A 21,762-nucleotide genomic window follows, 5' to 3' on the forward strand; every position below is an offset into this window, starting at 1 on the left:
CATGCCCATCATCCAGTTCAACCTGCTCGAAGGCCGCACGGTCGAGCAGAAACGCAGGCTCGCCCAGCGCGTCACCGAGACCGTCGTCGAGGTGCTCGGCGTCAAGCCCGAGAACGTCCGCATCCTGATCCACGAGATGGGCGGCGAAGACTTCTCCGTCGGCGGTGTCACCGCCGCACAGAACGGCAAGATGCCGACGCCGGCTGCCGTGAACGGCGTCAATGGCCAGTTGCATCGGGAGGCGACCGCATCATGAAAAAGATTCGCTGTGCATTGATCGGCTCCGGCAACATCGGCACCGATCTGATCTACAAGATCCAGCGTTCGCCACTGCTCGAACCGGTGTGGATGGTCGGTATCGATGCGAACTCCGAAGGTCTCAGGATGGCTCGCGACATGGGCCTGAAGACCACGCATGAAGGCGTCGATGGCCTGCTGCCGCATGTGCTCGAAGACGGCATCCAGATCGCTTTCGATGCGACTTCCGCTTACGTCCACAAGTCCAACTCGGACAAGCTGACGGCGCTCGGCGTGATGATGATCGATCTGACGCCAGCGGCGATCGGCCCGCTGTGCGTGCCGCCGGTGAATCTTGCCGAGCACGCCAGCAAGGGCGCGATGAACCTCAACATGATTTCCTGCGCCGGCCAGGCGACGATCCCGATCGTCCGCGCCGTGTCGAGAGTGCAGGGCGTGAGCTATGCCGAGATCATCGCCAGTGTCGCCTCGAAGTCGATCGGCCCCGGCACCCGCGCCAATCTCGATGAATTCACCTACACCACATCGAATGCGATCGAAGTCGTCGGCGGCGCGCGCAAGGGCAAGGCGCTGGTAGTGGTCAATCCGGCGGAGCCGCCGATGATGATGCGCAACACCATCTACTGCCTCACCGACGACAAGCCGGACGAGGCCGCCATCCGCGAATCGGTGCAGCAGATGATCGGCGAAGTGCAGAAGTACGTGCCCGGTTATCGCCTGGTCAACGGCCCGGTGTTCGATGGCAACAAGGTGGCCGTGTTCATGGAAGTGAAGGGCCTCGGCGATTACCTGCCGACCTATGCCGGCAACCTCGACATCATGACCGCCGCTGCGACGCGCACGGCGGAGATGTTTGCTGAAGGAATCCTTGCGGGACGCATCAAGTTGAAGGAGGCAGCATGAACAACGACGGCTTCATCGACCTCAAGGGCCGCAAGGTTCTGATCCACGACATGAGCCTGCGCGATGGCATGCATGCCAAGCGCGAGCAGATTTCCACGGCGCAGATGATCGCAGTTGCCTCGGCGCTCGATGCGGCCGGCGTGCCGCTGATGCAGGTCGCCCACGGCGGCGGCCTGGGCGGCAATTCGCTGCAGCACGGCTTCGCCATGCACTCCAACGAGGAGTACTGGACTGCGGTGATGCCGCACATCAAGCGCTCCAAGGTTTCCGTGCTGCTGATTCCGGGCATGGGCACGATGAAGGAACTGCAGTCGGCCTACGACCACGGCGTACGCAGCGTCAGCGTGGCGACTCATTGCACGGAAGCCGATACCACGCCGCAGCACATCGCCTACGCGCGCAAGCTGGGAATGGACACCGTCGGCTTCCTGATGATGGCCCACCTGAACACGCCGGAAGGTCTGGCCGTGCAGGGCAAGTTGATGGAGAGCTACGGTGCCGAGTGCGTCTACGTCACCGACTCGGCCGGCTACATGCTGCCGGAGGATGTGAAGCGCCGCGTTCGCGCGCTGCGTGACGTGCTGAAGCCGGAAACGCAGATCGGCTTCCACGGCCATCACAACCTCGGCATGGGCATTGCCAACTCCATTGCCGCGATCGAGGAAGGTGCGTCGCGCATCGATGCCTCCGTTGCCGGCCTCGGTGCCGGTGCCGGCAACACGCCACTGGAAGTGTTCGTCGCGGTCTGCGATCGCATGGGCATCGACACCGGTTGCGACCTGTTCAAGCTGATGGACATGGCCGAAGACCTGATCGTGCCGATGATGGATCAGATGGTCCGCATCGATCGCGCGTCGTTGACCCTCGGTTTCGCCGGCGTCTATTCCACATTCCTGCTGCATGCCAAGCGTCTCGGCGCCAAGTATGGCCTGCCGGCGCGCGACATCCTGGTCGAACTCGGCAAACGCAAGATGATCGGCGGCCAGGAAGACATGATCGAAGACACGGCACTGACCATGGCGCGCGAGCGCGGTCTGCTCAGCGACAAGGCGGCCTGAGCGGAATCGAGCCAGAAGATTCTTCACCGAATGCAGCAGCCAACGACCGAATCCGGTCAGCGATAAAGCGAGGAGAAAGCATATGTCTATGAGAGGCGTCCTGAGAGTCGGCGAGATCGCGATCCGCGTCACCGACATGAAAAAATCGAAACACCATTACGACCACATCATGGGTCTGCATGAAGTGCTCGAAGACGCCGAAGGTCGCGTCTATTACAAGTGCTGGGACGAGCACGATCATCATTCGATCGTGCTGATTCCCAGCAACCGTCCGGGCATGGATTACTTCGCGTTCAAGGTTTACGACGACGCGACGCTCGATCGTCTGGAGCCGAAGATCAAGGCCTTCGGCATCGAGGTGAAGCACATCGCCGCCGGGGTCTATCCGAAGAGCGGCCGGCGTCTGGAGTTCGTGCTGCCGTCCGGCCACACGATGCAGCTCTATGCGCACAAGGATCAGATCGGCAACACCATGGGTCTGCACAACCCGGGTGTGGTGCCGGACGACGGTGTCGTCCGCGGCCTCAACATCAACCGTCTCGATCATCTGCTGCTCGGTGGCGACAATCTTGACGAGTGCGTGAAGCTGTTCACCGAAGTGTTCGAGTTCGATCTGTCCGAGAAGCTCATCCATCACGAAGCGAAGATTTCGCTGGCCGTGTTCCTGAGCTGCTCGACCACGCCGCACGACATCGCCTTCGTGCTGCAGCCGGAGAAGAACAAATTCCACCACGCCTCGTTCCTGCTCGAATCGGCGCACGACGTGGTCAAGGCCGCGGATCGCATCGGCAAGTATCGGGTGCCGGTCGATGTCGGCCCGAATCGTCATGGCGTGACGCGCGGCTCGACGATCTATTTCTTCGATCCGAACGGCAATCGCAATGAAGTGTTCGCCGAAGGCTACATCCACTACCCGGACACGCCGACCTTGGTCTGGGACACGACCGAACTCGGCGCGGCCACCTTCTCGCAGGATTTCACCCCGCGCGAAAGCTTCCTGAACGTGCTGACCTGAGTCTGGCGGCTTCCGGCAACACTCGGGGCGGGCTCAGGCCCGCCCTTTTCACATCTGACGAAAACCCATGAACCAGAAACAGGACATCGCCATCGTCGTCGGTGCCACCGGCGCGATGGGCCAGGTCATCGCCCGTCGTCTGGCGGCACGCGGCCTGAAAGTGATCGCCGTCGCCCGCAGTGCCGACAGCATTGCCGCGCTTGCCGCAGGTCAGCCCAACATCGTCGCCTGCGTCGCCGACATCGCTTCGGATACTTCGATCGCGGCGATCACCGCGATGATCGACGGCCCGGTGCGGATGCTCGTGCACGGCCCCGGCGTTGCCACCGCTGGCGGGGTGATGAGCGCGCCGACGGCGGCCGTCGTCGATGCCGTGAACATCAAGGTCGGCGGCCTGCTTCGGCTGGTACGCGCAGCGGACAGCCAACTGCAATGCGGCTCGCGCATCGTCGCGATCGGTGGCCACTACGGCTTCGAGCCCACCGCTTACGCCGCCACTGCCGGTGTCGCCAACGCGGCGCTTGCCAATGTCGTCCGCCAGTATTCCTGGGCTTACGGATCGCGCGGCGTGACCGCGCATCTGGTGGCGCCGGGCCCGGCCGATACCGATCGTCTGCGCCGGGTCGCGACCTCCCGCGGCGAACGCGACGGCATCAGTGCCGACGCGGTGCTAGACGAGATGCGCGCCGAATCGGCGATCGGCGCCTTCACGACCGTCGAGCAGATCGCCTGGGCGATCGAGCTGCTGCTGGCGCCGGAAGCCGATGCCCTGGCCGGCGGCACCTTGTTCATGGATGCCGGTCGCCGCAAGGGTCTGCCGTAAGCCGCAACGGAGCACGACGATGCCGATCATCCATTTCCATCTTGCCGAAGGCCGCTACAGCGAGGCACAGCAGCGGCGCCTGCTGGTCGAGTCCAGCCAGCTGTACGCGCACGTACTGCGCTGCCCGATGGACCGTGTGCGCGCTTACCTTCAGTTCTATCCGCAGCGGCTGGTCGCAGTTGCCGGTGAACTGGTCAGTGAAGGCACGCCGGATGCCCCGTACTTCCACTTCCTGGTGCTCGAAGGCCGTTCACTGGCCGAGCGCCATGCGCTGCTGACCGGCTTCACCGATCTGATCGTCGATTGCCTCGGCGTCGAGCGCAGTCTGGTGCGCGGCGGTTGCTGGCCGATTCCGCCGGAAGACTGGGCGATCGGCGGCACGCCAGCCAGCGTCGTGCGGGCAGCCGAAGTGGCGGCCCGCGCAGCGACCTGCTGATCAGCTGCCGCTGAAACTCGTTCGCCAAGCCCCCGGCGACACGCCCAGCGCCTTGCGGAAATGCTGGCGCAGCGACACCGCCGAGCCGAAGCCGGCGAGTACCGCGATCTGCTCGACGGGGTGCTCGGTGGTTTCCAGCAGGCGCTGGCTGAGCGCCAGACGCTCGGCGGTCAGCCAGTCGATCAAGGTCATGCCGGTGCGTTCGCGGAAGCGGCGAGTGAAGGTGCGGCGGCTCATCAGCGCGCGGGCGCTCAGGGAATCGAGATCCTGCGGCTGATGCAGATGGCCGTGCAGCCAGGTGATCAACGCATCGAGCCGGGTATCGGCGCCGGTGGTCGGCAGCGGCTGTTCGATGAACTGCGCCTGCCCGCCCTGGCGGTGCGGCGGCACCACCAGCCGGCGCGCGACCTTGTTGGCGATCTCGCTGCCGCAGAGGCCGCGCAGCAGGTGCAGGCAGCAGTCGAGCCCGGCTGCGGTGCCGGCCGAGGTGGTGATCAGACCATCGTCGAGATAGAGCACGTCGGCATCGACGTCGATGTCCGGATGCTGGCGCGCCAACTCGGCGGCATAACCCCAGTGCGTGGTCGCGCGGCGACCGGCGAGCAGACCGGCATCGGCAAGCACGCAGGCGCCGAGGCAGAGGCCGACGATCCGCGCACCGCGGGCATGCGCCGCTTGCAAGGCATCGAGCAGCGCCTGCGGCGGCCGTTCGGCCGGATCGCGCCAGCTCGGCACGATGATCAGGCCGGCGTCGTCCAGCGCCTCCAGGCCGTGGTCAACGCTCAAGGAAAAGCCGGCCGTGGTCCGCAGCGGCCCCGGCTCCGAGGCGCAGACCTTGAACTCGAAGCGAGTCAGGCCCGGATGCTCCTCGCCGAACACGGCGCAGGGCACGGCGAGATGGAACGGGCTGATGCGATCGAAGGCGACGACAACCACGATCGGCATCGATCTGGAAAGGTGAAGGGCTGGCATGGCCCGATGCTATCGGCTTTTGTCGTTCGGGCCACTGACGGTAGCAAGCCTGCGGTCTCGATAATCGCCATCAGCCACTGCCCAGGACGCATAGCCATGACCGTTGAACCGAACTTCCCGCTGCTCGACGAAATTCTTGGCCAGTGGACCGACCAGCTCGGGCCGGACCTGCTGCCCTATCGCAATCACTGCACGCGGATGCTGAACTTCTGCTTTGCGCTGCAGCCCGGCTGCACGGCCGAGGAGCGCGAGCAGCTGATCATCGCTGCCGCCTTCCATGACCTCGGCATCTGGTCCGATGGCACCATCGATTACCTGCCGCCGTCCGAGGTCCGCGCCCGGGATTACCTGACTGCGCGCGGCAAGACCGAATGGATTCCGCTGGTCGATCGCCTGATCGACGAACACCACAAGCTGCGCGCCTACCAGGACGCGCGCTACCCGCTCGCCGAAGTGTTCCGCAAAGCCGATCTGGTCGACGTATCGCTGGGCCTGGTCCGCTTCGGCCTGCCGGGCGCGTTCGTCAAGGAGGTCAAGACCCGCTTGCCGAACGAAGGCTTCCACAAGAAGCTGATGAGCCTCGCCGGCGGCTGGTTCAAGCTGCATCCGCTGAGCGCGCCGCCGTTCATCAAGTGGTAGCTCAGGCCTCCGGCGGCGCCGTCAGCGGATAGCCCAGCCCGGCGTAATCCCAGCCGCCGAGTTCGAGCCGTTCTAGCGATGCATCCTGCGGGCTCGCGTAATAGGCCCGGATATCCTGGATCAGGCCGCGCTCGCTGTACCGATACCATTCGTCGCCTCTGAGCAGCACGCCCTTGCGGCGCTTGAAGTGCGACCACTCGATCGCGGCGCGGCGTGTCACGGGATCGACGATCACGTGATCGACGGTCCAGTACGAACCCAGGGTTTCGACCGCCGCCTGCCAGCGTTTGCCGATGGTCAGCGCACCGCGAAACGGGCCTTCGTACATGCCGGGCGGAAAGTAGTGCACGCCGTCCGGCTCGAAGTAGGCGGCGATCCGTTCGGCATTGCCGCTGTTGCAGGCGTCGAAGTAGGCGCGAATGTGGGCTTCGATGCCGGCGACGGTGAGTGTTGCGCAGACAGGTTCATGCATGGCGGTTCTCAACTCAGTGTGTAGTCCTGCGGCTCGATGGCTCGTGTGCGCCGCCACAGCTCCAGCGCGGTGAACGGCCAGTTCTGAGTGACGCGGCCCTTGGCGTTCTTGTACCAACTGCTGACTTTCGAATAGCCCCAGGCGCGCAGCGCATTGGCTTCGTCGATGCGCTGGTTGTATTGCGCGTAGATCTCGGGCTTCACGTCGATCGCTTTTAGGTTCTTCTCCAGCATCAGCCGCACCGCGTCGACGGCGTAGTTCGCCGCGCACTCGGAGATGTAGATGATGCTGGCGCCGTGCAGCACCAGGTTGGTGTTCGGGCCGTAGAGGCAGAACAGGTTCGGGAAGCCGCTGACCGTGGCTCCCAGATAGGCGCGGGCGTCGCCGTTCCAGACCGCGTGCAGGTCATGACCGTCACGGCCGATCACCTGCATCGGCATCAGGAATTCGGAGGCCTTGAAGCCGGTGCCGTAGATCAGCACGTCGTATTCGTGCTCGATGCCGTCGACGGTCCTGATGCCCTTCGGCGTGATCCGCTCGATGCGCGTGGTGATCGCGCGGACGTTGTCGCGCTTCAAGGTGGCGACCCAGGTGCCGTTGTCGCGCGGCAGGCGCTTGGAGCCGGGCGGGACGTTCGGCACCAGCAGCGGCCTTAGCTCTGGACGATCGGCGATCTGGAATTCAGCCCAGCCGGTCAGGGCTTGACGCACGGCATCGTTGGCAGCGGAGATCGCGGTTTCGGTCGGTGGATAGTCCGGGTCGACGGTCGCGGAATCGAGAAAGCCGATCAGCTGCGGCGTGAACGTGAACAAGCGATGCCACTGGATGTAGTTCGGCAGATTCGCCATCAGCCAGCGCAGGCCGTCCTCGGTCTGCGCGTGCAGATGCGGTGTCGGCAGCAGCCAGGGCACAGTGCGCACGTGGATGTCGAGTTGCGCGGCGACTCGCGCGACATGCGGAATGAACTGCGTGGCGCTGGCGCCAGTGCCGATCACGCCGACCCGCTTGCCTTCGAGATTCACCGATGCATCCCAGCGCGCCGAATGGAAGTGCTGACCTGCGTAGGAATCGCGGCCTTCGATGTTCGGCCAGCTCGGTCGGTTCAGCTGACCGACGCCGCTGACCACGACATTCGCTCGCGCAGTCTCTTCTCCATTCGGGCCACGGAGCTTGATCCTCCATTGCGCCGCGGCCTCGTCCCAGGTCGTCGCCAGCACTTCGCTGTTCAGGCGGATGTGCTCGCGCAGGCCGAGCAGGCTTGCGCAGTCCTTCAGATAAGCCAGCACCTCGTCGCGGGCGCCGAAGTATTCCGGCCAGATGCGCTGTGCGAAGGTGTAGCTGTAGATGAAGCTGTTGATGTCGACCCGGCAGCCGGGATAGCTGTTCTCCAGCCAGGTGCCGCCGACCTCGCCGTTCTTCTCGTAGATGGTGAACGGCACGCCGGCCTGTTTCAGGCGATGTGCGGTCAGCAGGCCGCTTTCGCCAGCGCCGACGATGACCACGTGGAACGCGCGATCGGGCGCGAGCTGAGCTTTTGTCCACGCCGGCCGCTGAGGATCGTCGTCGCCGAACACGATCTGCTCGTTGAGCAGGCGCTGCAGCGGCTCGGCGTCACGGCCGCAGATCCAGACCAGCATCGCCTGCATGAAGTCGTAGCCCGGACGGCCCGGCACCGGCTTGCCACTGTCGCGGAAGGCGCGTAGCACCTCGAAACACTGCGTGCGGCCGGCGGCTTCTTCTTCGGCGGAAAGCTGGCTGGCGTAGGTCGACAGTTGATAAGTCGGCGTCCACTCCGGTTTCAGCAGCGAGGCATCGCCGGACAGATGCGCGGCGGTCATCACCAGCACCGGGAATTCGCCGGCGCTGCAGTGGTGACGCAACGCGTCGTCGTCAGCCGTCAGGCGAGTGACGGCCGGCGCAACGGTGGCGCCGGCAGCGGTGGTTTGCACAGTCATCAGGTCTCCTCGAACCGTTCGTTCGCGAAGCTCTAGCGGCTTCGTCGTTCTTCATCGAGTGTGCAGAGCGCACCGGGCCGCGTTAAGCCCGGGTCAGCCCGCTTTTCAGATCTTCTTGAACAAGGGACTGCGCACCTGCTGGGCATCGGCCGCCGACAGGAACCTCTCCTGATAGATGTCGCGCTCGAACAGGCGGCCCTGCATCAGGGTGGTGATGCAGGCATCGATCATCAGCGGCGGGCCACAGAGATAAGCCTTGTGGCCGCGGAAGTCGTTGTCGAAATGGGCCTTCGCGGCATCGTGGACGAAGCCACGGAAGCCGGACCAGTCGCTGCTGTCCGGCTCGTTCGACAGCGCCGGCACATAGGTGAAGTTCGGATACTTCTGGCTGAGCGCGGTGAACTCGTCGTGGTAGTACAGCTCGGCCATCGACCGCTGGCCGTAGACCAGGGTGATCGGCTCAGAGCTTCCGGCTTCGAGCAGATCGAGAATCATGCTGCGCGGGCTCGACAGGCCCGAGCCGCCGGCCATGAACAGGCTGGGGCTGCTCGCCGATTTGCGAACGAAGAAGCGGCCGTACGGCCCGGCGATCTTCACGCGATCGCCGACATGCAATTGCTGATGCAGCCAGGCGGTGCCGACACCACCGGGCACGATGCGCACGTTCAGCTCGATCTCGTTGCCGGTGGCCGGCGGATTGGCCAGCGAGAACGGCCGCGAAAAACCGAGCTCGCCGATCGTCACGTTGACGTACTGGCCGGCTTGGAAATGCATCGCTTCATCGAGCTGCACCCAGATGCCCTTGATCGTCGGCGTCAGGTCTTCGATGCGGCTGATGCTGCCCTCGAAGTCACGCACCGGAATGATCTCGGCATCCGGCTCTTCGTCGATATCGGCTTCGATGGTGACATCCGACTGCAAAGTGGCGCAGCAAGCCAGCGTCTTCTTCTCGTCGCGCTCGAAATCCATCAAGGCGAACGGCGAGGCATCGCCGTGCTCGACGTCGCCCTCGACCACCTGCACCTTGCAGGTCGCGCACAGGCCATGACAGCAGGCATGCGGCAGCCAGATACCGGCGCGCAGGCAGGCGTCGAGGATGGTTTGCTCGTCCTCGACCGAAATGGTCTGGCCGAGCGGCTCTATGGTTAGTTCGTAAGCCATTTCGGTCAGGCCCCGCTCGTCTTGCCGTCGATCCCGTGCAAACAGCTCGCACGGAACCCTCGCCGGGTGACTCGCGTTGCCACCGTTCTGGTCTGGCCGAGCGGTTCTATGGTGAGTTCGTAACTCATCTTGTCTGGTGTTGAATGTTGCGAATGGAGTTAAGCGTCAGCAGACGGCATTGCCATTGACGCCGGTAAGACCTGGCGTGCTGAAACTGATCGTGGCCTTGTGGCCGATGCCGTTATCGACCAGCGACTTCGCCGGGTCCGGCTTGAATGGGCCTTTCGAGGTCTTCCACTCGACCTGGCTCCAGTCGATCTGCTTGAAGTTCGGATGAGCGCCGAAGATGCCCGGCAGCACGCCTTCGATCATCGCGCCGAACGGCATCGTCGGCGGCAGCGGCACGCACATCGGCCAGGCGAACATCAGGTGCTTTTCCCAATGGATGTTGACGATCTGGTTGCCGCGAAACTTGTCGAGGCTGTCCTTGAAATCGCCGTGGTAGTCCGGCGTGATGGCCTTGATGGGCATGGTTGTTTCCTCGTTATGGTGTAGTCGGTTCAGGCCGTCGCAGCCCGCGCCGCGATCTCCGCCGCCCGTCGCACACTGGCCGGCACACCACCGATGCCCCAGCGATCCGGGTGCACTTCGTCGATCTGCAGGCGGATGCGCTCGGCATTGGCGCCGAGCACTCTGGCGACGACCGCGGTCATCTCGGCGATCAGCTGATGATGCTGCTCGACCGGCCGGCCCTGCAGCAGCACCATGCGGATGAACGGCATCTCGATCTCGCTGCGCGAGATGGTCTGCAGCACTTCATCACCGGGCTGGCCATTGAGTCCCCACAGCGCCGGCTCCACTTCGGTGACCCAGACTTCGAGCCGATCCTTCGGTGCGCCGATGATCCGCGCCAGGGTGTCCGAGCACTCGACCACCAGCTGCTTCAAGGTGGCTTGCGGATGGCCTTTCAGGACGATGACATTGCAGACGGGCATGGGTGGCTCTCAGCTGGCTTTGCGGGCGGCGTCGGACTGGCTGCCGGTGTCACGAACGGCATCGGGGATTTTGTTGGTAGCACGGACTGCGTCCGTGTAGGCACCTTCGTGGATGTTCGCCGGGCGTGAAGTCCACTTCTCCCAGTTGGTCGCATCGGCACTGCCCTTGAAATCACCGCCGTCGACGCCGGGCTTGATGCCCATGTAACGCAGCGCTTCGTACATCGGATTGAAGTCGGGCGCGGTCGGATCGACATCGGGCAGGAAGCAGTTGCCCTGATAGATCTGGTGCACCGGCAGCCAGGCGTGCACGAACTTCTCCGGCGTGTCGTCGAAGATGTCCTTGCAGCCGTCCGAGCACATGTGGAAGGTCTCGCCCTTGTATTCGGTTTCGCGAAGGCTGAGCGTGGTCGGATCGTCCGGCTCGGTGAACAGGCAAGGCCATTGGCAGACCTGGCAGAGTTGCGGCAGTGTGGTGTTCCTGAACGGCGTGCCGGCCTTCTCCATTTCTCGCCAGTACTCGTAGCGCGGCCGGTAGTACTTGTCGAAGGTGTCCGGGTATTTCTCGGACATCCAGTCCATTTCCTCGTCGGACGGCAGCCACATCTGGAAGCCTACGGCATCGCGGTTGGCGTAGAACACGCTCCACATCTGGTGGGCCACGTGGCCCTTCTCGGCGATGGTTTCCGGCGCGCGCTTCGGCGGCTTGATGCCGTAGCGGGCGAGATCGGCGAACAGCGCGCCACCGTTCTGCTCGTAATAGATTTCCCAGGCCTCGTTCCAGGCCATGACCCGCTTCGGCAGCATGTAATCCATCATCGTCGCCAGCAGCGACAGCAGGCGATAGCCGCGCCAGAACCACTTGTCGATCCATTTCTGGACCAGCGGCACATTGGCCGGATCCTGTTCGAGCAGAAACTTGATGACCTCGATGCCGAGCGTCATGTGCCGCGCTTCGTCGCTCTGCGCCGAGAAGCCGAAGCTGACCGTGGCCATGTCGCCGTTGAAGGCCGCGCCGGACATCCACGGCATGAACGCGAGATTGGTCAGCACGTATTCGAACGCGAAGCTGATCGCGACGATGAACTCGAACGGACCGGAGGTGACGGCGTCCTCGAAGAACGATTTCGGAATCGACAGATACCAGGCGCGATCGAACTGGTACGGAAACTCGTTCATGCCGGTGAAGTACTTCGCGTACTGGCTGATCGTGTGGATCTGCGTCGTCGCGTGGCGCAGTTCGTCGAGCGACTGCATCTGCGCGGCGATGCGCGGGCCCACGCCCGGAAACTCGCGCGCCAGCATGTTGAAGCCGCGATGCGAGTCGTACTCGAGTTCGGTGATGCCGTTGATGAAAATCTTCAGCGCCTGCACGTAGCGGGCGTCGGTGACGTTGAACTGGCCGTTGTTCTGCTGGAAGGCATCGACGATCGCGTAGAGCTTCCGCTCCTTTTCGCCCTGATATTTCCAGTAGGCGTCCATAGTCAGACGGAACGGGTCTTCCCATTTTTCCCAGTCGTGGATCTTGATACCTTCGAAGCTGATGTTGCGGAAGATTTCCTCGTGCTTCTCGTAGCTGGGTTCCCAGCCGAGTCCGCGCGTCAGCAGCGCGTAGTTTTCCTTGAGACTCAGTTTCTTCGCGGGCTTTGCATTGCCTTCAGCGGCCATGGATGTTCTCCTTCAGCAGACAGATTGGTGGATTCGGAATGGAGTGGTCGATGACGGCCTCAGGCCGTTTTCCACTCGAGCGTGAATTCGTCTTCGGATTCGTCGACATTGCCGGCGATCGAAATCATGTTGATCTGGATTTCGCGCAGGTCGAAGTCGCGGCCCAGATGTTCCTCGACCGAGGTGCGCTTGATCACCAGGCGTCCCGGGCAATCGATCTTGACCATCGCCGGGTACTCGTGGACGACGGCGTTCGGGTTGTCCTGCCGGATCGCTTCGATGATCGGCATGGTGTCGTTGTTGGCCTGCAGCGCGATGAAGACCGGTTGAGTGCTGGTAGTGGCCATATCAGACGCTCAGGCCCAACTTCACAGCGCGGGTATTGAACGCCGCGACGACCGCTGCCACTGCGTCCTCGGACTGGTTGCCGAGCGTGCTCTGCGCGATCGGCGCCAGGGCTGCGACCAGGCGATCGCGCCAGGTCACGGTCCAGCCGGTCAGCAGCGCCTTGTTCTCCGGGTTCTCGGCAGCGGCGGTCTTGATCACGGCGTCAACCCACTTGCCGGTCTCTTCGTACCAGCGCATCAGGTAGTCGGTCAGCGATGACAGTGCCGAGCCGTTGCCGGCGGCGATCGCCGAATCCAGATGCTGGAAGAACAGCGGATAGACCAGCGCATCGGCCACCAGGATCTGGGCGATGAACACCTCGAACCAGTCGCGGGTGACGAACATGCGCTCCACTTCGCGACGCAGCGGCTGCCAGTCGGCGTGATCGGTCCAGGTGGTCTTCGAGGCGAGCAGCGATTCGCCGCTGTTGCCATCGATCAGCAGACCGATGCGCGAGATGTGCTGCGCCATGCCCAGGCGATCCATCGTGTTCATCATCGCCGGCGAAGTGACCGCGGTGCCGTAGGCGTAGGCGGCGACATGGGCGCTGTTGGTGTTCGCGCCCCACTCGTAATGGCGCAGCGGCACGATCGCGTGTTCGATCAGCGCGCGGGTATCGGCCGGCATCGCCCGCAGCAGGTCGCGCTTCTCGACGAAATCCAGCGTGCGATCGAGCGCGTCCTGCTGCTTGGCGCGGGTGGTCGTGTAGTTGCCGTAATAGAACTGGCGCGGATCTTTCAGCGCGTACCAGTCCTTCATCGTGATCGCCGTGCGGCGGACATCGAACATCTCGCGCTCCGGATCCCAGAGCGGCTTGTAATGGAAGTTGGCCGACGACTGGATGTCGTAGGTCGCCTCCTGATAGCGGGTCGCCGGCTTGTCGCCAAAGCGGCGCTGCAGATGGCCGAAGCTGTTGCTGAGCGGTTTGACGCTCTTGGTCCTGATCTCGACAGTCATGATGGCTCCTCGCTATTTCTTGTTGGTTATTCGCTGATGCCGGGCTGGCCGTAGCGCCATTTGAGTGCATCGGCATCGATCTGCGCGGCCTGGGCATCGTTCAGGTGGACGACGTGGTTGCTGGCGCAGAACTCGCGATACGCGGCCATCGGCATGATCAGTTCGCAGGCCAGCGAGGGATCGCCGATCGCGAAATCGAAGATCACGAAGCCATCCGGCCGGTGCTCGCGCAGACGGACGTAACGCTGCTGGGCGCTGGGATCAGTGGGCTCTGCGGCCCGCTCCGCGGGTTGCTCGGCAATGGGGGAAACGACGGTCATCTCTCTCTCTCCAGTCTCGCGACGGCCCGCTTTCAGCGGTGCCGGTGATCAGGTCTTGGCCTGACGTCATGACTGTAAGATTGCACCGAGCGTGCCAGTAGCCGCGAACGCTGCTGAAGCGGCGCGGGCAGGCTCCCAGGTCATTGATCAGAAAGCATTTGATGGCTTTTTGACGCGCCTGGCGCCTCGACGACCCGTCTGAGGTTTTAGACAGATTTTGATTATTTGGTCAATTCGACGATTGCGCAGATCAGCGAGCTTGACCCAATGGTTTAATCTGATGATCAAATCCGCCGCTCTTCGAGACCACGGCCATGTCTGCATCGCCTCCCGCCGCCGCTGCGAAAAATCCGCCGGGCCAGAGTCCGGGCGCGCTGCCGGCGGCGCTGACCTATCCGGACGTCGCCGATCTGCTGGCCCGCATCCGCTTCCAGCCGGAACAGGGCCGCATCTGGCTCGATGACCAACGCATGCTGTTGCTGCACAGCTCGGCGCTGGGGGTGCTGCGCCGCGAGCTGATCGAAAGCCTCGGTGCCGATCGCGCGCGCGGCCTGCTGACCCGCATCGGCTACAACTCCGGCTCGCACGACGCCGAGCTGTCGCGAAAACTGCGTGGCAGTGGCGGCGCCGCCAACGCGATCTACGGCGGCCCGCAGTTGCACATGCTCGAAGGCACGGTGCGGGTCGAGCCGGTGATGATGGAGGTCGACGAGGAGAAGGGGCACTTCCACGGCGAGTTCCTGTGGCACGGTTCATCCGAAGCCGAGGAACACATCCGCCTGTACGGCATCGGCAGCGAACCGGCCTGCTGGCAGCAGATCGGCTACGCCTCCGGCTTCATCAGCCGCTTCATGGGTCGGCCGGTACTGTTCCGCGAAGTGCAGTGCTGCGCGCAGGGCGCCAGCCATTGCCGGATCGTCGGCAAGCCGGTCGAGGAATGGGACGACGCCAGCCACGATCTCGCCTTCCTGCGCGCCGACGCGCTGACCGCCGGCCTTGCCACGTCGGCACCCACCGATCTCGGCGTGGCTTCGCCGATCGGCAGCGCCGCGCAGGACCTGCTCGGCGATACCGACGTGGTCGGCGCCTCGGCCGGCTTCAACGCGGCATGCCACATGGTCCGCCGGGTCGCCGATACCCAGGCCACAGTGCTTTTTCTCGGCGAAAGCGGCGTCGGCAAGGAAGTGCTGGCGCGCAGCCTGCACCGGGTCAGCCCGCGCGGCGCTGGGCCGTTCATCACCATCAACTGCGCGGCGATTCCGGAAACCCTGATCGAATCCGAACTGTTCGGCGTCGAACGCGGCGCGTTCACCGGCGCCACCACGGCGCGGCCGGGCCGCTTCGAGCGTGCTCACGGCGGAACGCTGTTCCTGGACGAAATCGGCATCCTCAGCTGGACTGCGCAGGGCAAGCTGCTGCGCGCGCTGCAGGAGCGGGAGATCGAACGAGTCGGCGGCACGCGCACGCACAAGGTCGACGTGCGGCTGGTCGCGGCGACCAATCTCGATCTCCGCGAGGAGGTTCGCGCCCGGCGCTTCCGCGAGGATCTGTTCTTCCGCCTCAATGTCTTCCCGATCACCGTGCCGCCGCTGCGCGAGCGCCGCGAAGACATCCCGATCTTCATGAATCACTTCCTGCGCAAGTTCAATCTGCGCAATGCCCGCAAGGTCACCGGCTTCACCGGACGGGCGATCGACGCGATGCTCGGTTACGACTGGCCGGGCAACATCCGCGAGCTGGAAAACATCGTCGAGCGCGGCATGATCCTGGCGCCCGAAGGCGGCGCGATCGACGCTTTCCACCTGTTCTCCGGCGGCGAGCAACTGGCCAGCGGTACGCTCAGCCTCGATCGCGGTGGCAGCCTGCGCAGCGATCAGCAGAAGGCGGCGGCCGAAGCCGCGCCAGCTGCGCAGCAAGTACCGCCGGAAGCGCGCACCAGCCAGGCCATCGCCGATCTGCTTGATGCCGTCGGCAACGGCGCGGCCGAAGGCCTGTCGATCGATCGCATCGAAGCGCTGATGATCGAGCGCGCCGTCGCGCAGGCCGGCGGCAATCTGTCGGCGGCGGCGCGGCTGCTCGGCATCACCCGGCCGCAGCTCGCCTATCGTCTGAAAGCCGCGCGGCGCGGCGCCAACCCGGAAACAGCCCCGTGAAGAACGACAACTCCCGCCTGCACTGGGCGCTGGTCCTGCTGGTGGCCGTGGCGCTGATCGCGTCGGCAATCAAGCCTTTCGATCGCATGACCTGGGTCATGGAAGTGCTGCCGGTGGTGCTGGTCGCACCGCTGCTGTGGTTCAGCCGCCGGCGCTTTCCGCTGACCACACTGCTCTATGTGCTGATCGCCGTGCATGCGCTGGTGCTGATCGGCGGTGGCGCTTACACCTACGCTCGCGTGCCGATCGGCAACTGGGTGCAGGAGGCGTTCGCGCTGTCCCGCAATCCCTACGACAAGCTCGGTCACCTGCTGCAGGGCTTCGTGCCGGCACTGGCGACGCGCGAGCTGCTGATCCGCCATCGCATCGTCGTCGGCCACCCGTTCATCGTCGGCCTGCTGTCGGTCTGCGTGGCGATGGCGATCAGCGCCATCTACGAATTGATCGAATGGGCGGCGGCAGTGGCGCTCGGCCAGAACGCCGACGATTTCCTCGGCACCCAAGGCGATCAGTGGGATACCCAGTCCGACATGCTGATGGCGCTGATCGGCTCGACCCTGGCGATGCTGCTGCTCGCCCGTTGGCACGACCGGGCCATCCGGCGGCTGTCGATCCCGCGCTAGGGGAAATTCAGGGAATGGCGGCGAGCGTCAGCCGGCCGGTGGCTCCGAGCAATTGCAGCGCGGCCAGCGAGCGATCGTGCTGGCTGGCGGCGAGATTGACGGTGGCGGTCAGCAGTTCGCGCTGGGCGTCGAGCAGATCGAGCGTGGTACGGGTGCCGACCGCCTGCTCGCGCTGCACGCTGTCCAGCGCCAGTTCGCTGGCCTTGACGGAGGCCTCGTAGGCGGCGATCACCTGCGCCGAAGATTGGTACATCGCCCAGGCCTGGGCGATTGATTCGCTCGAGGCGCGCCGGCTGTCGGCGGCTCGGGCCGCGGCGGCCGAGGCTTCTGCCTTTGCTGCCGAGACGCGCGAAGCGACGGCGCCACCGGCGTAGATCGGCAGGGTCGCTTTCAGCTGCACGGACCAGTAGGTCTGACGGTCGTAGGTGAACGTGGAATCGTCGGCGTCATTGGCTTCCGCTTCGATCGACAGGCGCGGCAGATGGCCGGCCTGCTCGGCGCTGATTCGCGACTTGGCGGCGCGGTCTTCGGCATCGGCGGCACGCACGGCCGGCGTATCGGCCGATACCGCGAGCGCTTCGGCGAGCGTCGCCGGTACCAGCGGCTTCGGCCAGTCGCCGGGCAGCTGATCCGGCGGCACGCCGACCACGCGCTCATAGGACGCAGCGCTCACCGATTCGGTGGCACGCGCTCGATACAAGGTGGCGCCGGCTTCGGCCAGCCGCGCTTCGGCCTGGGCGACGTCTGCCTTGGTCGCTTCGCCGGCATCGAGGCGCTTCCGGCTGTCGTCCAGCGCTTGCTGAAGGCGCTGGACATTGGTTTCGTTGAGGCCGATCACGGCGCGGTCGCGTTTCACGTCGAGCCAGGCGCTGGCGGCGGCGAACAGCAGTTGCTGCGCGGTCGCGGCTTCGTTCTGCTCGGCACCTTCATGCTTCGAGCGCGCGGCGTCGACCTGGGCGCTGACCAGTCCACCGCTATACAGCGGCTGGCTGGCGACCAGGCCCCAGCTCAGCGGCTGACGGGCACCGGCCTGCGGGAACTGGGCATCGCTGTAGAGCCGCGAGCGGCCGCCGATGACGCTGGCATTGACGCTCGGCAGGTAGCCGGCACGTGCGGCCTCAACTTCCGCCGCGCTGCCGGTTGCGGAAAGGTGGGCGGCAGCAAGGCGAGGATCCTGCTGGAGCGCGCGTTCGGCGGCTTCGTGCAGGCTGGTGGCACCGGCTTGCACGGCCGTCAACGACAGGAAAGCGGCGACCGCGACGCGGTTCAGGACGCGGTTGACTTGGGGGCTGCGGTTCATCTTTCGGATCTTCAAATCAACGGGAATCAGGGCGTCGTGCGCAGCCATGCAGGAACAGGCTGACGACACCGGCAATGTGCTGAGCGGCGTTGCGGCCAGGCAGGAACGGTTCGAAGCCGAGCAGCGCGCGGTGCTGCGGGTTGGCCTTGACCATCTCGATGAACTGCACGGCGGTGAATTCCGGGTCCGGGCAGATCAGACGGCCGGCCTCGTGCTGGCGGCGGAAGTAATCGCCGAGCAGCTTGCGCCCGCGCGCCGGGCCGTACTCGTAGAAGCGCTGAGCGAGCGCCGGGAAGCGCGGCATCTCGGCGATCATGATGCGGAACAGCTCGAGCCGCTTGCGGTCGAGGAACATGGTGACAAGAAACCTGGCCAGCGCGGTGAGCGTGGCTTCGATGTCGTCGTCGGCCTGCGCCGGCACCTTGAAGCCCTGCATGAACTCGTCGCAGCGAGCGACGATGATGTCCCCGAACAAACCTTCCTTGCTGCCGAAATACCGGTACAGGCTGGCCTTCGAGCCGCCGACCCGGCGCATCACTTCCTCGATGCTGGCGCCTTCGTAGCCGTATTCCAGGAACACGTCGAGCGCCGCGGCAAGCATCGCATCACGCCGCGCCGTGCCGCGGGCACCAAGTGCTTCCGGTTCCACATTGGCGGCTGCCGGTGAGGGCTTGCCCGGCGCCTTGCGTGCGGGCAGCCGCATGCCGTTAGGCCTGTCTTGGGCCAGCACGGGTGTCGCGGCTTCAGGCTTTGCGGGAGGTTTGACTTTCGCCACGTCGGGAGCACAAAATGAAATGTAACGTTCATTACACTATCAGCCGGTTTCCGCTGCTGCAAGCAGCTCGACAACCCGCTCTGCAGGAAGCACCCCGGAAGCACTGACAATGGCCACCACGATCGATCCTCCCGTTTCCGGGCCCGCTTCCGGCCCCATTGCCGACACCAAGGCTGCCAGCACGCCGCGTCGGTTCCTGCGCCTGGCGATCCCGCTCGTCGTGCTGATCGCTGCCGGCGTTTTCGGTTGGCATTGGTGGACGGTCGGGCGCTTCTTCGTGTCCACCGACAACGCCTACCTGCGGGCCGACATCAGCGTGCTGACGCCGAGAGTCGGCGGCGAAATCGTCACCTTGAAGGTGCGTGACAACCAGGCCGTCGCCGCCGGCGATCTGTTGCTGGAGATCGATCGCCGCGATTACGCGGCCCGTGTCGACAGCGCCCGCGCCAGCGTTGCCGAAGCGCAGGCGGCACTGGCCGGCAACGGCCAGCAACGCGGCCAGCAGGATGCCGCGATCGCCGAAGCACGTGCCCAGGTGACGGCCGCCCGTGCCAGCGAAGTGCAGACCCGTGGCGAACTCGATCGTGCCCGCAGCCTGCTGAAGGATGGCGTCGCCACCCGCCAGCGGCTCGACAACGCCGAAGCCGCGCATCTGAACGCCGTCGCTTCGGTGGCTCGCGCTACTGCTGGCGTACAGGCTGCCGAACGGGCGCTGACCACGCTCAGCGACAGCAGCCGTGCCCGGCTCGAAGCGGCGCTGGCGGCGTCCGAAGCACAGCTCAAGCTGGCCGAGATCGATCTCGCTTCCACTTCGATCATGGCCCCGGTGGCCGGCACCGTCGGCGATCTGTCGGCGCGGCTTGGCGAAAGGGTTCAGCCCGGTCAGCGACTGCTGTCGCTGGTGCCGCTCGATCAGCTGTATATCGAAGCCAATTTCAAGGAAACCCAGCTGACCCAGATCCGCATCGGCCAGCCGGTCGAGATCGAGATCGACGCGTTTCCGAACACCGCGCTGCGTGGCCATGTCGACAGCTTCTCGCCGGCTTCGGGCGCGGAATGGGCGCTGCTGCCGGCGCAGAACGCCACCGGCAACTTCACCAAGATCGTCCAGCGGGTGCCGGTGCGCATCGCGCTCGATGACAAGACCGCGCTTGCCGGCCGGCTGCGGCCGGGGCTGTCGGTCGAGGCCAGCGTCGATACGCGCGCCGAGCCTGAAGCCGGCGCGGCGAAGCACTAAGCATCCGCAACGTGGCCGCGATATCGCCCACTGCTGTCGCGCCGGCCGTCGATGAACGGGCGCTTGCCCGGCTGGCCTGGTTCGGCTTCATCGCCATGCTGTTCGGCAACTTCATGGCGATCCTGGATATCCAGATCGTCGCTTCGTCGATCAATCAGCTGCAGGCCGGGCTGTCGGCCAGCGCCGACGAAATCCAGTGGGTGCAGACCTCGTACTTGATCGCCGAAGTGATCGCCATTCCGCTGTCCGGCTATCTGTCACGGCTGCTGTCGACCCGCATCTACTTCGTCATCTCGGCACTCGGTTTCACCCTCGCCAGCCTCGCCTGTGCGACGGCCTGGAATCTGGAATCGATGATCGTGTTTCGGGTCATCCAGGGGTTTCTCGGTGGCGGGATGATCCCGACCACCTCGGCGTCGATGTACCTGATGTTTCCGCCGGCCAAACGTGTGCTGCCGCAGGTGCTGTTCGGCCTGATCGCGACCCTGGCGCCGTCGATCGGGCCGACGGTCGGCGGCTGGCTGACCGAGTCGGCGTCTTGGCACTGGCTGTTCCTGATCAACGTGCTGCCGGGCTTCGCAGTCGCTTACGCCGTGTGGCATCTGGTGAAGATCGACCAGCCACAGCCGGAACTGCTGAAGGTCATCGATCTGCGCGGCCTGCTGTTCATGGCCGTGTTCCTCGGCTGCTTCGAATACACGCTCGATGAAGGCCCGCGCAACGACTGGTTCTCGCAGGATTCGGTAGCGGTCTGTGCAGTGCTCGCGGTGCTGGCCGGCATGCTGTTCTTCCATCGCATGTTCACGGCCGAGCATCCGGTGGTGAATCTGCGCGCCTTCGCTGATCGTAATTTCGCGCTCGGCACCGTGCTGGCGATGTCCGTTGGCATCAGCCTCTACACGCTGATCTATCTGACGCCGCTGTTCCTCGGCCAGGTGCGCGGCTACAACAGCCTGCAGATCGGCCACGTGATGATCGCCCAGGGCGTGGCGATGTTCCTCAGCGCGCCGCTGGCCGGACGGCTGGCGAAGCTGATCCGGCCGAAAACCATGCTGGCGATCGGCATCTGCAATGTCAGCATCGGCGCCTGGCTGAACAGCCGGCTGACTGCCGACTGGAGCGTCGTCGAATTCATCGTGCCGCAGATTTTCCGCGGCAACGGCTTCCTGTTCTGCATGTTCTCGATGACCAACATCGCGCTCGGCACGCTGCCGATGTCCGAGGTCAAGAACGCCAGCGGCCTGTTCAACGTGATGCGCAACATCGGCGGTGCGATCGGCCTGGCGCTGATCAACACGCTGATCAACGAACGCAGCTGGCTGCACTGGCAGATGCTCGGCGAATCGGTGCGCGCCAGCCGTCCGCCGGTCCGCGAGATGCTGGCCACCGGCCAGGCCATCACCGGCAGCGAAGCCGGCGCGATGTCGCTGCTGATGCGGCAGATGCAGCAGCAGGTGGCGGTGATGACCTACGGCGACATGTTCGCGCTGATCTCGATGATGATGGCTTCGGTGCTGCTGATCCTGCCGCTGATCCGCACGCCGCGACCCCAGCCAGGGAATGGTTCGGGCACGGAAGCTGCCACCGGCGGTCATTGAGACATGAGCTACAGTCTCGACCAACCCACCCCCTTTTCGCAGTTCCGATGGAGCCGT

The 21,762-nt window shown here is 64.7% G+C and carries 23 protein-coding genes; 11 read left to right on the plus strand and 12 right to left on the minus strand.

The annotated features are described in order from the left end of the window. Position 1 precedes the first annotated feature (1 nt). The 6 genes from thmT (at position 2) to G513_RS0110760 (ending at position 4,493) form a co-directional block, all read left to right on the plus strand. Complete coding sequence (gene thmT / locus G513_RS22550) at positions 2–256, plus strand: 2-hydroxymuconate tautomerase (RefSeq protein WP_022976845.1); 255 nt, start codon at positions 2–4, stop codon at positions 254–256. Next, on the plus strand, positions 253–1,161 hold the full coding sequence (locus G513_RS0110740; RefSeq protein ID WP_022976846.1) for an acetaldehyde dehydrogenase (acetylating): 909 nt from the start codon (positions 253–255) through the stop codon (positions 1,159–1,161). The genes thmT and G513_RS0110740 overlap by 4 nt, the downstream gene beginning before the upstream one ends. Beyond that, the gene (gene dmpG / locus G513_RS0110745) at positions 1,158–2,219 is read left to right on the plus strand and encodes a 4-hydroxy-2-oxovalerate aldolase (protein WP_022976847.1); all 1,062 of its coding nucleotides are present in this window, start codon (positions 1,158–1,160) and stop codon (positions 2,217–2,219) included. The genes G513_RS0110740 and dmpG overlap by 4 nt, the downstream gene beginning before the upstream one ends. Positions 2,220–2,301: 82 nt before the next feature. Continuing rightward, positions 2,302–3,234: a catechol 2,3-dioxygenase gene (locus tag G513_RS0110750; RefSeq protein WP_028475401.1), complete on the plus strand. Its 933-nt coding sequence runs from the start codon at positions 2,302–2,304 to the stop codon at positions 3,232–3,234. A gap of 67 nt (positions 3,235–3,301) precedes the next feature. After that, positions 3,302–4,057, plus strand: coding sequence for an SDR family NAD(P)-dependent oxidoreductase (locus tag G513_RS0110755; protein WP_022976849.1), 756 nt, complete (start codon positions 3,302–3,304; stop codon positions 4,055–4,057). Positions 4,058–4,076: 19 nt separating this feature from the next. After that, positions 4,077–4,493, plus strand: a complete 417-nt coding sequence (locus G513_RS0110760) for a tautomerase family protein (protein ID WP_022976850.1) — start codon at positions 4,077–4,079, stop codon at positions 4,491–4,493. Here the strand turns inward: G513_RS0110760 and G513_RS0110765 are convergent, their stop codons facing one another. Then, on the minus strand, positions 4,494–5,438 hold the full coding sequence (locus G513_RS0110765; RefSeq protein WP_022976851.1) for a helix-turn-helix domain-containing protein: 945 nt from the start codon (positions 5,436–5,438) through the stop codon (positions 4,494–4,496). Between the two features lie 123 nt (positions 5,439–5,561). On the opposite strand from G513_RS0110765, the gene G513_RS0110770 reads away from it, so the two are divergent. Then, the gene (locus tag G513_RS0110770) at positions 5,562–6,104 is read left to right on the plus strand and encodes an HD domain-containing protein (RefSeq protein ID WP_022976852.1); all 543 of its coding nucleotides are present in this window, start codon (positions 5,562–5,564) and stop codon (positions 6,102–6,104) included. Position 6,105: 1 nt separating this feature from the next. Here G513_RS0110770 and G513_RS0110775 read toward each other — a convergent pair whose 3' ends face one another. The 9 genes from G513_RS0110775 to G513_RS0110815 all read right to left on the minus strand — a co-directional run bounded on the left by G513_RS0110775 (position 6,106) and on the right by G513_RS0110815 (position 14,019). Continuing rightward, on the minus strand, positions 6,106–6,576 hold the full coding sequence (locus G513_RS0110775) for a nuclear transport factor 2 family protein (protein WP_022976853.1): 471 nt from the start codon (positions 6,574–6,576) through the stop codon (positions 6,106–6,108). A gap of 8 nt (positions 6,577–6,584) precedes the next feature. Then, positions 6,585–8,531: a flavin-containing monooxygenase gene (locus G513_RS0110780; protein ID WP_022976854.1), complete on the minus strand. Its 1,947-nt coding sequence runs from the start codon at positions 8,529–8,531 to the stop codon at positions 6,585–6,587. Between the two features lie 105 nt (positions 8,532–8,636). After that, positions 8,637–9,692: an NADH:ubiquinone reductase (Na(+)-transporting) subunit F gene (locus G513_RS0110785; protein ID WP_022976855.1), complete on the minus strand. Its 1,056-nt coding sequence runs from the start codon at positions 9,690–9,692 to the stop codon at positions 8,637–8,639. 165 nt (positions 9,693–9,857) lie between these two features. Next, the gene (locus G513_RS0110790; RefSeq protein WP_022976856.1) at positions 9,858–10,223 is read right to left on the minus strand and encodes a phenol hydroxylase subunit P4; all 366 of its coding nucleotides are present in this window, start codon (positions 10,221–10,223) and stop codon (positions 9,858–9,860) included. A 29-nt stretch (positions 10,224–10,252) separates the two neighbouring features. After that, positions 10,253–10,687, minus strand: coding sequence for a tautomerase family protein (locus G513_RS0110795; RefSeq protein WP_022976857.1), 435 nt, complete (start codon positions 10,685–10,687; stop codon positions 10,253–10,255). A gap of 9 nt (positions 10,688–10,696) precedes the next feature. After that, positions 10,697–12,355, minus strand: coding sequence for a YHS domain-containing protein (locus tag G513_RS22555; protein WP_022976858.1), 1,659 nt, complete (start codon positions 12,353–12,355; stop codon positions 10,697–10,699). A 59-nt stretch (positions 12,356–12,414) separates the two neighbouring features. Then, positions 12,415–12,702 (minus strand): MmoB/DmpM family protein, encoded by a 288-nt coding sequence (locus G513_RS0110805; RefSeq protein ID WP_022976859.1) that lies wholly within the window; start codon positions 12,700–12,702, stop codon positions 12,415–12,417. Position 12,703: 1 nt separating this feature from the next. Next, the gene (locus tag G513_RS0110810) at positions 12,704–13,699 is read right to left on the minus strand and encodes an aromatic/alkene monooxygenase hydroxylase subunit beta (protein ID WP_022976860.1); all 996 of its coding nucleotides are present in this window, start codon (positions 13,697–13,699) and stop codon (positions 12,704–12,706) included. A 26-nt stretch (positions 13,700–13,725) separates the two neighbouring features. Continuing rightward, on the minus strand, positions 13,726–14,019 hold the full coding sequence (locus G513_RS0110815) for a phenol hydroxylase subunit (protein WP_022976861.1): 294 nt from the start codon (positions 14,017–14,019) through the stop codon (positions 13,726–13,728). Positions 14,020–14,333: 314 nt separating this feature from the next. Here G513_RS0110815 and G513_RS0110820 point away from each other — a divergent pair, with 314 nt between their 5' ends. Then, positions 14,334–16,172 carry a sigma-54-dependent Fis family transcriptional regulator gene (locus G513_RS0110820; protein ID WP_022976862.1) on the plus strand — a complete coding sequence of 613 codons (1,839 nt, stop codon included), beginning with the start codon at positions 14,334–14,336 and terminating at the stop codon, positions 16,170–16,172. Further along, positions 16,169–16,795 (plus strand): DUF2238 domain-containing protein, encoded by a 627-nt coding sequence (locus G513_RS0110825; RefSeq protein ID WP_022976863.1) that lies wholly within the window; start codon positions 16,169–16,171, stop codon positions 16,793–16,795. The genes G513_RS0110820 and G513_RS0110825 overlap by 4 nt, the downstream gene beginning before the upstream one ends. Positions 16,796–16,802: 7 nt before the next feature. On the opposite strand, the gene G513_RS0110830 is transcribed toward G513_RS0110825, so the two are convergent. Next, the gene (locus G513_RS0110830; RefSeq protein ID WP_169560603.1) at positions 16,803–18,095 is read right to left on the minus strand and encodes a TolC family outer membrane protein; all 1,293 of its coding nucleotides are present in this window, start codon (positions 18,093–18,095) and stop codon (positions 16,803–16,805) included. Between the two features lie 16 nt (positions 18,096–18,111). After that, entirely contained in the window at positions 18,112–18,798 is a 687-nt protein-coding gene (locus tag G513_RS0110835; protein ID WP_022976865.1) for a TetR/AcrR family transcriptional regulator, read from the minus strand. Between the two features lie 181 nt (positions 18,799–18,979). Between G513_RS0110835 and G513_RS0110840 the strand changes: the two genes are divergently transcribed. Together G513_RS0110840 and G513_RS22560 are read left to right on the plus strand one after the other, a co-directional pair. After that, positions 18,980–20,107, plus strand: coding sequence for an HlyD family secretion protein (locus G513_RS0110840; protein ID WP_022976866.1), 1,128 nt, complete (start codon positions 18,980–18,982; stop codon positions 20,105–20,107). Between the two features lie 11 nt (positions 20,108–20,118). Beyond that, positions 20,119–21,705, plus strand: coding sequence for a DHA2 family efflux MFS transporter permease subunit (locus G513_RS22560; protein ID WP_022976867.1), 1,587 nt, complete (start codon positions 20,119–20,121; stop codon positions 21,703–21,705). The last annotated feature ends 57 nt before the right edge of the window (positions 21,706–21,762 follow it).

The sequence above is a fragment of the Nevskia ramosa DSM 11499 genome (assembly GCF_000420645.1).
GTDB classification, from domain to species: Bacteria; Pseudomonadota; Gammaproteobacteria; order Nevskiales; family Nevskiaceae; genus Nevskia; species Nevskia ramosa.

Excerpts from the sequence above, each read along its gene's own strand:
- G513_RS0110755 (WP_022976849.1), top strand. The coding sequence starts at position 3,302 with ATGAACCAGAAACAGGACATCGCCATCGTCGTCGGTGCCACCGGCGCG.
- G513_RS0110840 (WP_022976866.1), top strand. The coding sequence starts at position 18,980 with ATGGCCACCACGATCGATCCTCCCGTTTCCGGGCCCGCTTCCGGCCCC.
- G513_RS0110760 (WP_022976850.1), top strand. The coding sequence starts at position 4,077 with ATGCCGATCATCCATTTCCATCTTGCCGAAGGCCGCTACAGCGAGGCA.
- G513_RS22555 (WP_022976858.1), bottom strand. The coding sequence starts at position 12,355 with ATGGCCGCTGAAGGCAATGCAAAGCCCGCGAAGAAACTGAGTCTCAAG.
- dmpG (WP_022976847.1), top strand. The coding sequence starts at position 1,158 with ATGAACAACGACGGCTTCATCGACCTCAAGGGCCGCAAGGTTCTGATC.
- G513_RS0110770 (WP_022976852.1), top strand. The coding sequence starts at position 5,562 with ATGACCGTTGAACCGAACTTCCCGCTGCTCGACGAAATTCTTGGCCAG.
- G513_RS0110740 (WP_022976846.1), top strand. The coding sequence starts at position 253 with ATGAAAAAGATTCGCTGTGCATTGATCGGCTCCGGCAACATCGGCACC.
- G513_RS0110750 (WP_028475401.1), top strand. The coding sequence starts at position 2,302 with ATGTCTATGAGAGGCGTCCTGAGAGTCGGCGAGATCGCGATCCGCGTC.
- G513_RS0110765 (WP_022976851.1), bottom strand. The coding sequence starts at position 5,438 with ATGCCGATCGTGGTTGTCGTCGCCTTCGATCGCATCAGCCCGTTCCAT.
- G513_RS0110790 (WP_022976856.1), bottom strand. The coding sequence starts at position 10,223 with ATGCCCATCAAGGCCATCACGCCGGACTACCACGGCGATTTCAAGGAC.
- G513_RS0110775 (WP_022976853.1), bottom strand. The coding sequence starts at position 6,576 with ATGCATGAACCTGTCTGCGCAACACTCACCGTCGCCGGCATCGAAGCC.
- thmT (WP_022976845.1), top strand. The coding sequence starts at position 2 with ATGCCCATCATCCAGTTCAACCTGCTCGAAGGCCGCACGGTCGAGCAG.
- G513_RS0110795 (WP_022976857.1), bottom strand. The coding sequence starts at position 10,687 with ATGCCCGTCTGCAATGTCATCGTCCTGAAAGGCCATCCGCAAGCCACC.
- G513_RS0110820 (WP_022976862.1), top strand. The coding sequence starts at position 14,334 with ATGTCTGCATCGCCTCCCGCCGCCGCTGCGAAAAATCCGCCGGGCCAG.
- G513_RS0110810 (WP_022976860.1), bottom strand. The coding sequence starts at position 13,699 with ATGACTGTCGAGATCAGGACCAAGAGCGTCAAACCGCTCAGCAACAGC.
- G513_RS0110785 (WP_022976855.1), bottom strand. The coding sequence starts at position 9,692 with ATGGCTTACGAACTAACCATAGAGCCGCTCGGCCAGACCATTTCGGTC.
- G513_RS0110835 (WP_022976865.1), bottom strand. The coding sequence starts at position 18,798 with ATGCGGCTGCCCGCACGCAAGGCGCCGGGCAAGCCCTCACCGGCAGCC.
- G513_RS0110815 (WP_022976861.1), bottom strand. The coding sequence starts at position 14,019 with ATGACCGTCGTTTCCCCCATTGCCGAGCAACCCGCGGAGCGGGCCGCA.
- G513_RS0110780 (WP_022976854.1), bottom strand. The coding sequence starts at position 8,531 with ATGACTGTGCAAACCACCGCTGCCGGCGCCACCGTTGCGCCGGCCGTC.
- G513_RS0110805 (WP_022976859.1), bottom strand. The coding sequence starts at position 12,702 with ATGGCCACTACCAGCACTCAACCGGTCTTCATCGCGCTGCAGGCCAAC.
- G513_RS0110830 (WP_169560603.1), bottom strand. The coding sequence starts at position 18,095 with ATGAACCGCAGCCCCCAAGTCAACCGCGTCCTGAACCGCGTCGCGGTC.